10 protein-coding genes are annotated in these 14,058 nt (G+C 35.8%); 5 read left to right on the top strand and 5 right to left on the bottom strand.

Features of this window, described 5'->3' with window-relative positions; genetic code table 11:
• Positions 1-438: 438 nt before the first annotated feature.
• Positions 439-1,536, bottom strand: a complete 1,098-nt coding sequence (locus tag ACO05S_RS05585) for a DUF1573 domain-containing protein (protein WP_421920541.1) — start codon at positions 1,534-1,536, stop codon at positions 439-441.
• A 283-nt stretch (positions 1,537-1,819) separates the two neighbouring features.
• Here ACO05S_RS05585 and ACO05S_RS05580 point away from each other — a divergent pair, with 283 nt between their 5' ends.
• Positions 1,820-3,001 (top strand): M20 metallopeptidase family protein, encoded by a 1,182-nt coding sequence (locus ACO05S_RS05580; RefSeq protein ID WP_421920540.1) that lies wholly within the window; start codon positions 1,820-1,822, stop codon positions 2,999-3,001.
• A gap of 282 nt (positions 3,002-3,283) precedes the next feature.
• Entirely contained in the window at positions 3,284-3,454 is a 171-nt protein-coding gene (locus ACO05S_RS05575; protein WP_083464674.1) for a DUF362 domain-containing protein, read from the top strand.
• Positions 3,455-3,511: 57 nt separating this feature from the next.
• On the opposite strand, the gene ACO05S_RS05570 is transcribed toward ACO05S_RS05575, so the two are convergent.
• Genes ACO05S_RS05570 through gldB form a run of 3 tightly spaced genes read right to left on the bottom strand, consistent with a single transcriptional unit; the run spans position 3,512 to position 5,890 of the window.
• On the bottom strand, positions 3,512-4,060 hold the full coding sequence (locus ACO05S_RS05570) for a 5-formyltetrahydrofolate cyclo-ligase (RefSeq protein WP_421920539.1): 549 nt from the start codon (positions 4,058-4,060) through the stop codon (positions 3,512-3,514).
• A gap of 9 nt (positions 4,061-4,069) precedes the next feature.
• Positions 4,070-4,843: a nitrilase-related carbon-nitrogen hydrolase gene (locus ACO05S_RS05565; RefSeq protein ID WP_421920538.1), complete on the bottom strand. Its 774-nt coding sequence runs from the start codon at positions 4,841-4,843 to the stop codon at positions 4,070-4,072.
• 45 nt (positions 4,844-4,888) lie between these two features.
• The gene (gene gldB / locus ACO05S_RS05560; protein ID WP_421920537.1) at positions 4,889-5,890 is read right to left on the bottom strand and encodes a gliding motility lipoprotein GldB; all 1,002 of its coding nucleotides are present in this window, start codon (positions 5,888-5,890) and stop codon (positions 4,889-4,891) included.
• A gap of 340 nt (positions 5,891-6,230) precedes the next feature.
• Here gldB and ACO05S_RS05555 point away from each other — a divergent pair, with 340 nt between their 5' ends.
• From ACO05S_RS05555 to ACO05S_RS05545, 3 genes are all read left to right on the top strand, one after another.
• Complete coding sequence (locus tag ACO05S_RS05555; RefSeq protein ID WP_421920536.1) at positions 6,231-7,880, top strand: NAD+ synthase; 1,650 nt, start codon at positions 6,231-6,233, stop codon at positions 7,878-7,880.
• 153 nt (positions 7,881-8,033) lie between these two features.
• Positions 8,034-8,750 carry a Crp/Fnr family transcriptional regulator gene (locus tag ACO05S_RS05550; RefSeq protein WP_421920535.1) on the top strand — a complete coding sequence of 239 codons (717 nt, stop codon included), beginning with the start codon at positions 8,034-8,036 and terminating at the stop codon, positions 8,748-8,750.
• A gap of 508 nt (positions 8,751-9,258) precedes the next feature.
• Complete coding sequence (locus tag ACO05S_RS05545) at positions 9,259-11,913, top strand: TonB-dependent receptor (RefSeq protein ID WP_421920534.1); 2,655 nt, start codon at positions 9,259-9,261, stop codon at positions 11,911-11,913.
• Positions 11,914-12,714: 801 nt separating this feature from the next.
• Here the strand turns inward: ACO05S_RS05545 and ACO05S_RS05540 are convergent.
• Positions 12,715-13,896: a MalY/PatB family protein gene (locus ACO05S_RS05540; RefSeq protein WP_421920533.1), complete on the bottom strand. Its 1,182-nt coding sequence runs from the start codon at positions 13,894-13,896 to the stop codon at positions 12,715-12,717.
• Positions 13,897-14,058: the final 162 nt, after the last annotated feature.

The following is a 14,058-nucleotide window of genomic DNA, read 5'->3' as shown; positions in this document are numbered from 1 at the left end:
AAGTTATAAATTTAGAAACGAAGCTACATCTAAACATCGAGAAAAGTGGATATGCTTAGTAACAACTCGATAAACAATCGGATACTGATTAATAATATCACAAAAAAAGCTTTCCTGCATTCTGAAGACTTAATTTACAGATTCATTTAATACCAGTTTTATGCTGAAATGACTTATAAATTGTTTTGAGAATTTTGAGTTGAATCGAAACGGAAATTAGTGGCATAGCTCTAGCTACGGCGATACTTTTTAAACAACAGCCGAACGCATCTTTAGCAAGTTTGAGAACACTATGAAGACTTTTATTATTGGTATTGCAGGATAGGTGTCTTTCAAGAACGCCGAATTTAGATGGGGATATTGTTAAGACGCCCAATTTGATGAGGATATTCTAAAGACGCCCAATTTGGGCGTCTCTACTGCTGGAATAATCTCTGATTAACTTTTCGGCATGATCACATTGCCACGCACTCGAAGTTGAACTGCTGAATGTACAGGATCATTTGTTATAACGGTAATCAATTTGTTCTGACGACCTCTTTTCCCTCTTGATTTGAAAACTACTTTAATTTCGGTTTGCTCTCCGGCTTTAACAATTTTTGTACTTGGAACAATTGCTGTACATCCACAAGAAGCTTTTGTCTTACGAATAATCAAATCTGATTTTCCTTCATTCTTCATTTTAAAAACATACTCGGCATTCTGACCTTGAGTCAATTCTCCAAAATCAAATACTTTATTTGTAAATTCAACTTTTGGACAAACGGCTAATTCCGTTTGTGACATCGAAGAAAAATCTTCAATAATATTTGCACTTACAGTTAATCGCTGACCCGGTTTGTGTTTTTGATTCACCAAAATATCCAAGTAGTCCACAACAAAACCCCAATCATTTTTCTTAGTTCCATCATATAAAGCAACAATCTTTCCTTTTTGTTTTGGTGCTAACTTTTCAGGAACCATTTTTATTTGCAAATGAGCGGGCATTCTCTTGAATGCTATACTTACATCCTCATCGCTATCATTATATACTTCAACAGCACCTTCTTTTGTCTCCGTATTTTTTACTTTTGTAAGCGACAAATGATTGTTTTTTAAGCGTAAACCATTTATCATTCTAGGATAGATTTCGGCAATGGTTTTTTCTCTTGCTATTACTTTTCCTTTTATTCTAAGAATAGTTATGGAAGGAGTTGCATTTGAAATTACTGTAATTGATTTATTAAACGGTCCCGGCCTATTTTTAGGATCAAAAGTTGCCTTAATAAATCCATTCTCACCTGGCGCAATAGGCTTCTTGCTCCAAGTAGGTGCCGTACAACCACATGAAGAACGAACCTGTTTAATAATGATAGGCTGTTTCCCTTCATTTACAAATTCAAAAGAGTAAACTTGCTTTCCTAATTCTTCTTTAAACGTACCAAAATCATGGATCTTGGTATCGTATTTCATAACTGGCTTAGTATTTTGGGCATTAGCAACAAAAACACTTCCACAGAATACAACTGCCAACAATAGAATTAATTTTCTATTCATAACTTACTAATATTTAAATATTAACCTTTGTTTATTACGAAAAAGTATTTAAAGAGTTTATTTTAATTCTGAAAAAATCAAATAACAAACAAAAATAAGCATTTTTTCAGGATTAGGGTGCTCAATTTAGTTAAACACTTGTTAATCCTTTTATACCAGCTTGTATATTATAGAGGCATATCTGTTTTTGTGGATAATAGGCCAAATCCTTCAAGTATTATTAGCTTTGTAGGAATGAAATATGATTTATTCTTGGTATAAACCAAAATTACGAATCTTAACTATGACCAATTTAAGAAACCAAATCAGAGACTTTGCCCATTCAATAGAATGCGAAATTATTGAAATTCGTGCCCACTTGCATCAAAATCCGGAATTATCATTTGAAGAATTTGAAACTTCAAAATTCATTCAATCAAAGCTAAATGAGTACGGAATTAAATTTACAAGCGGACATGTAAAAACAGGTATTGTAGGAAAGATTGAAGGGAAAAACCCTTCGAAAAAGGCAATTGCTTTGCGTGCTGATATGGATGCATTACCAATTACTGAAAATCTCGAAAACAAGCACTGTTCCACCCGCAAAGGAGTAATGCATGCCTGTGGTCACGACATGCACATGGCGAGTTTATTGGGTGCCGCTAAAATATTAAACCAGTTTAAATCAGAATGGGAAGGAACCATTCTCCTGATCTTCCAACCAGGCGAAGAATTATTACCCGGAGGAGCCAGGTTAATGATGGAAGAAGGAGCTTTAATGCCTGAGCCGGAATGGATTCTTGGGGCTCACGTTTTGCCTGACATGCCAGTCGGAACAGTTGGTTTCAGACCTGGCATGTATATGGCATCTGGCGATGAAATTTATTTAACCATTAAAGGCAAAGGTGGACATGCAGCCATGCCTCATCGTTGCTCCGACAATGTATTAATTGCCTCTCACATTATTGTGGCTTTGCAGCAGATTGTTAGCAGACATTGTGATGCCAGAATTCCAACGGTTTTATCTTTTGGTAAGATCGAAGCCAATGGAGCAACCAATATCATTCCCGAAGAAGTAAAAATAGCCGGAACCTTCAGAACTATGAATGAAGAGTGGCGAAACAAAGCCAAGCAACTTATTACAGATATTGCCCAATCTACAGCAAAAGGAATGGGAGCCGAATGTGAAGTTGATATTCGCCATGGTTATCCTTTTTTGGTAAACCATGAAAAATATACCGATCAGGCAAAGACTGATGCGGTTGAATTGTTAGGAGAAGATCGTGTTGTGAACATGGATCTTAGAATGACAACTGAAGACTTTGGTTTTTACTCGCAAAAATATCCAGTCACCTTTTATCGATTTGGAGTGCAATCTGAAAAAACAGGTTCCTTGCATACATCAAACTTTGAAGCAAACGAAAAAGCCTTAAAAACTGCGATGAGTGTAATGGCTTGGATGGCAATCTCGTATTTAAATAAGTAGTGTTTGCAAGTAATCTTCTGCAAGTGCCTTGTTCTTCAAACAACTTTATCAAGTACTAATGAGTAGGGATAACTTCTTGCAGAGACCAAATAGCGTATTATTTTGATTTTGCTGTACAAATAAAAGATTCAATTATCTTTATTCCTGATATTTAAAATTCTTATTTTGTTATTGTTCATTATTTAATCTCTTTCAAAATAAAATATTTCCTAAAAAAATTGTTTCTCCATTTAAAATATGATATTACATTTGCATTAGTATTAACACTAAAAATTAAATAAAATGGCTTACGTAATTAACGACGATTGTATTTCATGCGGTTCTTGTGAAGGAGAATGTCCTGTTGAAGCTATCTCTATGGGTGATGAGCGCTATGTAATCGACGCAGATCTTTGTACTGATTGTGGTACTTGTGTTGACGCTTGTCCAGTAGAAGCTATTCACGCTGAATAATCGCAAACAACCAATATTTAAAAAAGCCAGTGATCAGATCATTGGCTTTTTTTTGTCTCAATAAATCACATGATTCATTTTAATATCATGCTCATCAATTGGAACACGGTTCATTACCTGAAAATCAAAGCAAATACCCACTTTAAAAGCACTTAAGGATTTTAATAGCCCGTCGTAATATGCTTTTCCTCTGCCCATGCGGTTGTTTTCTCTGTCGAAAGCCACTCCTGGTATTAAAATCAAATCAATCTCATCTTCAGCCATAAAAACGGGTCCTTCAGGTTCTGGAATCCCATAATTTTCGCCTTCCACCAAGTGTTCAACTCCTTTAAAAACTTTAAGATCCAAAGTTTTGCCTTTAACACATGGAAGGATAACCTTCTTTTTCATTGCCCATTTACAAACAAAATCATGCGAGAACACCTCATCATTCATCGACCAATATAGCATTACCGTTTTGGCTTCTTTAAATTCAGGCAATTCTTCCAGTTTTTTGAGTATTGGAACAGACATCTCCTTGCGCTGTTGCAAAGAGTAATCCAGCTTAAGCAGTTTCATTTCTTTCCGGATTTTTCTTTTCTGATCGTCAATCTTTGTTGTGTTCATAGTTTTGTATTATTCGTAAATATCTGTTCTCCTGTCCTCAAATGCATTGTTTAGAGGCGTTATCATTTTGTTTTGTGCCAATTTAGGATCAAATTCCACCATTAATATTTCTTCTTTTTTTCCTGCCTTAGCCAATACTTCCCCTTTGGTGTTTGTAATAATTGATTGTCCTGTAAAACTCAATTCCTTCTCTGTTCCTATTCGATTTGCTGTAGCGATAAAGACTCTGTTAACAAGAGAATAGGATGGGATCACCGATTGAGCATAGGGCAAAACCAAGTTTGAAGGATGTAATATTAATTCAGCTCCCTGCAAGGCCAGCTTTCTCCATGCTTCCGGAAACATCCAGTCGAAACAAACCAACATTCCCAATTTCGTTTCTTGGTACTCAAATACGGATAAATCAAGATTTCCTGGCTCAAAAATGCTCTTCTCATTCATAAACAAGTGCAGTTTTCGATACACCGCTTTAACACCAGTTTTATCAAGAAATATGGAAGAATTATATAATTTATCGCCTTCTTTCTCGGCAAAACCTGTTGCCACCGCAAAATCGTATTTTACACACTTATTTTTCAAAAACTCTATGAATACGCTACTTTCGATGTTTTCGGTTAAATCGAAGGCTTCTGTTTTTGAGTCGAACTTATAACCCGTATTTGCCAACTCTGGTAAAACTAATATATCGGCATGTTTTGCTTCATCAAGCAGAGTTTCCAATTTTTTAATGATTGATTGAAGATCACCAAATACTGGTGCGAACTGAACAACTGCTAATTTCATCTATTAGTAATTATTTTAATCATCCTGGTTCATCTCAAAAGATTATTATTCCGGCTGATATAAAGATGAACGCAAAATCATCTGGTAATCATTTTCCTTCATTAAATCATTTAAGGTATACTTCTCATTTTTATCCATAAACTCTTTTACAATTTGTAATCCAATCCAAATTCCGGTTCTGGAAGGAGATTCCTGAGGCATTCCGGGAGTAAAAGGCCCATCGTTGATATACTTTATAATTGTTCGGTATTGCGTACTGAATAAGTGCTTTTGCTCAATAATATATCCCCATATTAATTCTTCATTATCTCTGCACCATTCATCCTGTTCATTGGTATATTTCATGGCATCAGCTTCCGATTTCTTAGGCATTAGCTGCATCAGGAAATATCTAATTTTCCCCTGGTAAATCATATTACTGATTAAATCATCGGTTTTTGGTGTGAATGGAAACTCGGTTAATCCATAAGCCAAAATAACATCTTGCGATACACGCTCCGGAATCATATTCTTTCGTGCATATATGGGAGTTGCCAAAAGTGAATAAAACTCACAATCTTTTCCTAAATATTTATCTAAACTGATTCCGATTAAATCCTGGGCAACCACCACGGATTGGTTGAATCCTGAAATCTGCGCATAAACATCAGGCACTTTTCGTTCCGGGAAATAGTATTTTAAATATTTGAAAGACAGCTTCAGCTCTTCTTCCTCATCCGATAAGTTAGGGAAGACTTCTGCAACTTTATTGGCTAGCTTGTTCATGGTCGAGTCATTCAAAAATTGATTCAGATATTCCATATAATTTGGGTCATCCGGATTTCCCAACCCCACCACTTTGTAGCTAAAAAGTGGCAGAAAATCTGAGTATTTCTGTTTAAACTGACTAAAACTCTGTGTTTCTTTTAGCAGAAACAAGTCTTTATCAAACCTTTTAATGCTTAGATCAACAGAAATATGAGATACATCTGGTGATTTTCTTGAATTACAGGAGAAGAAAACAATTACACAAATGATTATTGTGGATATTCTGTGTATATACTTCATATTATTTAGCAAGTTAAGGGATTTAGTGAGCAATTTCTTGATATGATGCCCAAAAATAAAGAAAGCATAATTTAAAGGAAAAGATTTCTTCAATTTTAAGATATTGATATCTTAGTTTTGCAGAGAATCATTCCCTTTTTATAACTAAATTTGCCCGGTACATAATAGCATTTTGAGATGTGAGATTCGAACTTAGAAACAATTTGAGTTTTTCGTATAAAAAAACTAAAGGAAACCTGTTAATTTCGTGATCTACATTTCATTTTTAGTTCGAATAAATAACATAGATTTCAGTATAGATCTAAAATCAGGATTCTGATATCTCCTTTATTAAAAAAGAATGAAAATAGCATTAGCCCAGTTAAACTATCATATTGGTAATTTCGATAGCAACACCGAGAAGATTATTTCTGCGATAGAAAAATCAAAAAAAGAAAATGTGGATTTGGTAGTATTTTCAGAGTTAGCAATCTGTGGATATCCTCCCAAAGACTTATTAGAAAGAAAAGATTTTATTGAAAGAACTCAATTTGCTTTGCAAAAGGTGGCTGAATCGTGTACTGGTATGGCAGTCGTTGTGGGCGGTCCTTTAATTAATCCAAACACAAAAGGGAAAAATTTATACAACTCGGCATTCTTTATTGTAAATGGAAAAGTAGAAAGCATTCACAATAAAACACTTTTGCCTAATTACGACATATTTGATGAGTACCGCTATTTTGAGCCCAACACCGAATTTTCGTTGGTAGAATATAAAGGGAAAAAAATTGCCATTACGGTTTGCGAAGATTTATGGGAAAAGCATCCTACCGATAACAATTTTGCCAAATCGGAGCTGTATACCATCTCTCCGATGGAAAAACTAAATCGGTTGAATCCTGATTTTGTTGTAAATATAGCTGCTTCGCCATTTTCGTACAACCAGCAAGATTACAGAACCAATATCTTAAAATCGACATGCGAACGATACGGACTACCTATTGTATATGTAAACCAAATTGGAGCTCATACCGAATTGATTTTTGATGGAGATTCAATGGTTTTGAACGCAAAAGGTGATGTTGCATGTCGTTTAAAATATTTCGAGGAAGATTACCAAGTGATTGATCTGAATGAGATAGAAAACAAGGCCATAGAAAATGTTGAGGTTGACTATATCGAGAAAATTCATGATGCATTGGTACTTGGCTTGAAAGACTATTTTGGCAAAATGGGCTTTAAACAAGCAACTCTTGGGCTTTCGGGAGGTATCGATTCGGCAGTTACCGTTGTTTTGGCGGTGCGAGCTTTAGGAAAAGAAAATGTTCGCGTACTGCTAATGCCATCCGAATTTTCGTCGGATCATTCGATTAAAGATGCGGTTGATTTGGCCAAAAATTTAGGTATTGAATATGAAATCGTAAATATTCAGGAGGTATTTTCGGAATTTCAAAATGCTCTTCGACCCATTTTTGGCGATTTGCCTTTTAATGTAGCCGAGGAGAATATACAAGCCCGTATTCGCGGGACACTGGTGATGGGATTATCAAATAAATATGGACACATACTCCTAAATACCTCAAACAAAAGTGAGGCTGCTGTGGGTTATGGCACCTTATATGGCGATATGAATGGTGGATTATCGGTGTTGGGTGATGTATACAAAACCGATGTATTTAAGATGGCTTGGTTCATGAACAAAGATGCTGAACTGATTCCTAAAAATACAATTGTTAAACCGCCTTCGGCAGAATTGCGCCCCGATCAGAAAGATTCGGATTCATTACCTGATTATGATGTATTAGATGCAATTTTGTATCGATATATAGAAAAAAATATGTCTTCTGAAGAAATTATTGCAGACGGTTTCGAGAAGAAAACAGTTGAAAAAGCAATTCGTTTGGTAAATATGAATGAATATAAAAGATTTCAAACACCTCCTATATTGCGTGTTTCATCAAAGGCTTTCGGGTTTGGTCGTAAAATTCCATTGGTAGCTAAGCATTGCTAGTTGAGGAGAAATACCAATAAAAAAGCATGCTGTTCAACATCGCCCAAATAAGGATATTTTTCTTTATTCGTTTTCGCGTTTGAATTCATTTATATACTTTTGAGCTGTTTTAAAACATGCAAGTATTTTTTTAAACCATATCCGATTATAGTAATGATTGAGAATGAAAGAAAGTCGAGAGAGGCGATTTGCGGAGAAGTTATAAATAACCCAAGCTCTGTATTTAATGTTCTTAATCCGAACGAGAAAGAGGAACTTAAGTCACACATGACATGTTCTTATTTTAAGAAAGGAGAATACATTTACAAAGAAGGAGAAAAACCTATTGGGTTAATTTGCTTATCGGAAGGGAAAGTTAAGATTTTTAAAGAAGGTGTTGGTGGGCGCGAACAAATTGTTCGTATGGCAAAGCCAATTGGTTTTATAGGATACCGTGCTTTATTTGCCGAAGAAAATAACATTGCTTCGGCTGTTGCAATAGAAGATTCGATTACCTGTACCGTAAGCTACGATTTAATATTAAAGCTGCTTCGTTCGAATGCAGATTTGGCTTTAAGTATTATTCGTTCCTTATCAACCGAGTTGGGATTTTCGAATAACAGAACCATTACATTAACGCAAAAACACATACGAGGCAGATTGGCTGAGTCTCTCTTATTTCTGCGAGACACATATGGATTTGAGGAAGACAAAGCAACGATTAAAGTGTATCTGTCGAGAGAAGATATAGCCAATCTATCGAACATGACCACTTCGAATGCCATTCGTACACTATCAACATTTGCAAGCGAAGGAGTAATTGGTATCGACGGAAGAAAAATTAAAATACTAGACAAGGTACGCCTTGATAGAATCAGTAAATTAGGATAACTCTTAAAAACAATACTAAAGAGGCGTTGGAAACAGCGCCTCTTTTTTTGTTTTAGTAATGTGGCTATGCAGTTGGTAAAGTTCTTAAAAACTTAAGACTCGTTTTATAATAAAAGCGGTACAAGCAAGCTTCAACCAAATGATAAGTTGCGATTTCGAGTAGTTAAAAAGTGACTACATGTTCGTTTCTCCGCGCTGTGTTACAAAAATTTGAGCTTGGGTTTACAGGTAGTATGTTATCGACATTAAATTAATGTAAATCACTGAAATACTGCAAATTCTAATGTCTCTCCACAGCGTAACAAATCAGCAATCTTTATTTAATCCATAGTTTAAATTGGCGTACGCAAAATAAACTTCGCTTAATCTTTAGGTAGATATTACATCATATAAGAATGTTAAGCTTGCCTTACATTTTTAGAAGGCTATTTCATGAGATACCAAATTTATAGCCCTAAAAGTGCAATTTGTATATCACTTTAAATTATTACTCTAAAATTTAAATTCAATGAAAAATTTACAAAGATTGTTTTTTGTATTGGCATTGGCACTTTTAACGAATGTAGCTTATGCACAAAGTTCAATCACAGGTACAGTTGTAGATGCTGAAACTAATGCAGTTTTACCTGGTGCGAATGTTGTAATTAAGGGAACAACAGTTGGAACTACAACCGATATTGATGGAAAGTTCGAAATTTCTGTGGAGTCGGCAACAGGTCAATTGGTTATTTCATTTATCGGGTTTGAACCGGTAGTTATTTCTTTTAATTCAAATACCAATGATTTAGGAGAGATTAGCCTGAAGTCTGATTCTAAACATTTACAAGATGTAGTGGTTATTGGAAGTGGACTTATCGATTTTGCTAAAGATCGTCAAACTCCGGTTGCCGTTTCAACAATTTCATCTAAACTAATTCAAGAAAAATTGGGTAATCAGGAATTTCCTGAAATTTTACGCTCAACACCTTCAATCTATGTAACCAAACAAGGTGGTGGTTATGGCGATTCACGTATCAATGTGCGTGGTTTCGACCAAAGAAACACAGCAGTAATGATCAATGGTCAACCCATTAACGACATGGAAAATGGTTGGGTGTACTGGTCGAACTGGGCTGGTATGCAAGATGTAGCTTCCGGAGTTCAGGTTCAACGTGGTTTAGGTTCTTCTAAATTGGCGATTTCATCGGTTGGTGGTACTATTAATATTGTAACCAAAGCAACCCAAAAAGAGGAAGGTGGATTTGTAAAATCATCTTTTGGTAACGATGGATACCAAAAATATACAGCTACGTATTCTACCGGAGTTAACGAGAAAGGATGGGGAATGTCGATGTTACTTTCTCATTGGGAAGGTGACGGATATAATGACGGAACTCGTGGTCAAGGACAATCCTACTTTCTTTCAGTAGGTTATAAACCAAGCGAAAAGCACGAATTCAACTTTATGGTGTTTGGTGCTCCGCAATGGCACGATCAAAACTATACCAACAAACTATCTGTTTTACTTGAGCATGGTAAAAAGTACAACGATGAGTGGGGGTATTATCAAGGTGGCTACGAAACCATGAGAAGAAACTTCTACCACAAACCGGTAATGAACTTTAACTGGGACTGGAATATTTCTGAAAAGTCTGCATTGAACACTGTTGCTTACGTTTCCTTTGGTCGCGGTGGAGGAACAGGTCCTCGTGGTAACTATGATTTGGCTCCAAGTTCTTCTAATGGCGAGCAGTGGGATTTTGATGCAATCAGATCTTACAACTCTTCCAGAAGTTGGGATGGATCTGCAACCAATGGATATTTTGATGGTAGAGCTGTTGTAACCAGAAGAGATGGTATGATCAAAAGAGCTTCGATGAACTCTCACAACTGGATTGGTTTACTTTCTAACTTTAACCACAAGTTTAGTGATAAAGTTGATTTGGATTTTGGTATCGACTTAAGAAACTACAGAGGGATGCACTACAGAACCGTTGTTGATCTTTTTGGTGCTGATGCTTACTTTACTTCTCGTAACGCTAACACCATTGGTGAATTCATTTCTCAGGAAAATGAAGCGAGTCCATACTTCTGGGATAACAAAATGAGCGATGACAGGAAATTAAATTATCACAACGATGGTTTGGTACGTTACGTTGGTACTTTTGCCCAAATTGAGTACAAAAGCGATAGCTTTTCATCATTCTTCCAGGGTGCAGTTTCCAATCAATCTGCTCGCAGAATTGAGTTCATGAATGAATTGGTTGGTGGTGATGATTACAAGACTGACTGGAACGATTTCTGGGGTGGAAACTTGAAAGCTGGTGCAAACTATAATTTCAACGAAAATCATAACATTTTTGCGAATGCAGGTTTCTATTCTCGTCAACCTAATTTCGATGCTACTTACATTAATTATGGCAATACATTTAACGATATTGCAGAAAATGAACAAATTGTAGGATTCGAATTGGGATATGGTTACCGTTCTCGTTGGTTCGATGCAAATGTAAACTTGTATTCTACAACTTGGGATAACCGTTGGATTTCAAAAGGTGTAACAATCAATGAAATGGATTATACCGCAAACTTTAAAGATGTAAAGGAAGTTCACAATGGTATTGAGATTGATTTCGTAGCTCGCCCCTTGTATAAGTTGCGTATCGATGGTCAGTTATCAATCGGAGATTGGTATTATGATGGAAATGTTGAAGCAGATCTTTATGATGACGATCAAAACCAAGTTGAGATCTCGGGAGGATCAACTCTATTCTTGGATGATGTAAAGGTTGGTGATGCTGCTCAACTTACTGCAAGTATAGGTGCTCAATACGAACTTACAAAAGGTTTAAAAATTGATGCTCGTTATAATTATGCAGATAAATTATATGCTGAATTGAATGTTTTGGATTTTGCTGATTCGAACAACAAGGGTGCTCTGGAATTGCCTTCTTATAGTTTGGTTGATTTGGGTGCATCATACAATCATGCATTTAAAAATGGTAAAAGATTAAGCTTCCGTGTAAATGTGAATAACTTGTTAGATGAAGAATATATTTCTGAGTCGGATACAAATATTCATGCTGAAAGCGGAGATGAAACCTGGGAAGGGATTGATGTTGACAACAAAGTTTACTTTGGTTTCGGAACAACTTGGAATGCGAGTGTTACTTTCCATTTCTAAAAATCTAGCAGTTCCTTGGAGAAGCTTAGGTTAGTAAAAATCTGGAAAAACTGATGGATCACCGGGGGAAACTCCGGTGATTTTATTTAAACCCGGTTTGTAGTTGGTATTCTTCGGCATTTCTGTTTGCACTGATTTTGAGTTGAAGTTATCACAAATGCTGCTATTATTTTTTTAATGGAAGATGAGTACGCAAAACAGCATTAAAAATGATTTAATGCACTTTAAAGTCATCACAACCGGCATTGCAAGACTTTTAATGAACCATAATGACACAAAAAATAGGTGTAAAAAGAGAAGAAATTGGCGCATTTGCGCGAATATGTCCTTTAAAAGTGTTGCAATGCCGGTTTTTGCTTTAAACAGACCGTTTTAGGTTGTGAAACGCTTCTTTTTGTTGCAAAAAGCCCCATTAAAAGTCTGGCAGGGCCAATTTTGCAGTAAATACCCCAATTCAATCTAGTTTGTTCGGTTAATTTGCAGCAATTCACCGAAATTAAAGTTTGTAATGCACGTAGTGTCTTAAATTTTGTGTATCCGGGGTTTGCAATCGCTACTCCTGATTGGCAATAAGGAGTAATGCCAGTTTTATTAACCTGATTTACCAGATCTTTTGAAATACAATTGTATGATATTTAAAAACCCCGGTAAGTAGTTAACCGGGGCTTTTAGTGTATAACAGACTTTTGTTGATTGTTTACAGAAAATCAATTTAGATTGATATTCGGATAGGGTGATTTCGGGTTCTGTTAAATCTTCTAAACCTTAATTCCGGGAAAACAGAAAAGGTAACCCTAAGAATCAGTTTTTTTTGATTTGATTTATTGTGTTGTACAACATCTTTAGTCCTTTTGTTAACATGGATTTTGTACAGCCAATGTTAAGCCTCATGTATCCATCTCCTTCCTCGCCAAAGGTTGTTCCTTTGTTTAGTGCCAATCCGGCTTGGTCTACTAAAATCTGATTCAGTTTTTCCGAACTGATTTTTAGTTCTCGGCAGTCAAGCCATAAAAGGTAGGTTGCTTCGGGCTCCACCAATTTAATTTCCGGAATATTACTCTCAAAGAAATCTCTAACATAGTCAACATTGGATTGCAGGTAATCCATAAGTTGACTCAACCAGTCGGCTCCATGCTCATATCCTGCTTGCATGGCAATGTGCCCAAACAAATTTCCGGAATTCAAATGCATGGCGCAAAGTAGTTTTTCGTATGTTTTTTTCAATTCCTGATTGGGGATAATAATTACCGAACTAGCTAAACCAGCTACATTAAAAGTTTTTGAAGGAGCAATGCAGGTAATGCTTCTTTGCGCCAAATCCTCCGATAACGAAGCAAGTGCAATGTGTTTGTGATCTTTATAAATTAAATCCTGATGAATTTCGTCTGATATAATTAGGAGATCATATTTTTTCGCAATTTCTCCCAGTTCAATAAGCTCATCTTTTGTCCATACCCTACCTACTGGATTGTGAGGATTGCTAATGATAATGGCTTTTAAACCTTCTTTGGCCAGTTGTTCCAAGTGTTTAAAATCCATTTTGTAAGAATCTTGAATTCTGATTAATGGATTGCGAACCAAACTGCGTTCAGTATCATTTATTACCTGAAAGAATGGATGATATACTGGTGGTTGAACCGCAATTTTATCTCCTTTTTCGGTTAAGCTCATTAGTAGTAGCGATAGAGCAGTAACGACTCCCGGACTGGAGGAAATCCATTCCTCTTTTACTTCCCAATTGTGGCGTCTGCTTAGCCAATTTTTAATACTCAAAATGCAACTTTTACCCCTAAACGAATAGCCATAAATGGCATGATTCGCTCTTTCGATAACAGCGTCAGAAATGCATTTGGGAACACAAAAATCAGTGTCGGCTACCCAAAAAGGAAGCAGCTCATCTTTGCCAAAATATTCTTTAAGTTGATCGTATTTTACCGAGTTGGTATTTTTTCGATCTATTACTTTATCAAAATTGTATTTCATTTTTATTGATTTTTAAGCTTATGAAACGAGCAGGATTAAAATAGTTATTGCACATACGAAGATGATTATTTTGATCTTGCGGTTTGCTTCTTGCCAATGGAAGAAAATTATAAACAGATGAAAGTATAAAATTTTGAAGATTCTTTAAAGCAGCATTCCAAA

This window comes from Marinifilum sp. (assembly GCF_965230805.1).
Lineage (GTDB): Bacteria > Bacteroidota > Bacteroidia > Bacteroidales > Marinifilaceae > Marinifilum.
The sequence above is the reverse complement of the archived record's forward strand: the minus strand, read 5'-3'. Positions and strand labels throughout refer to the sequence as shown.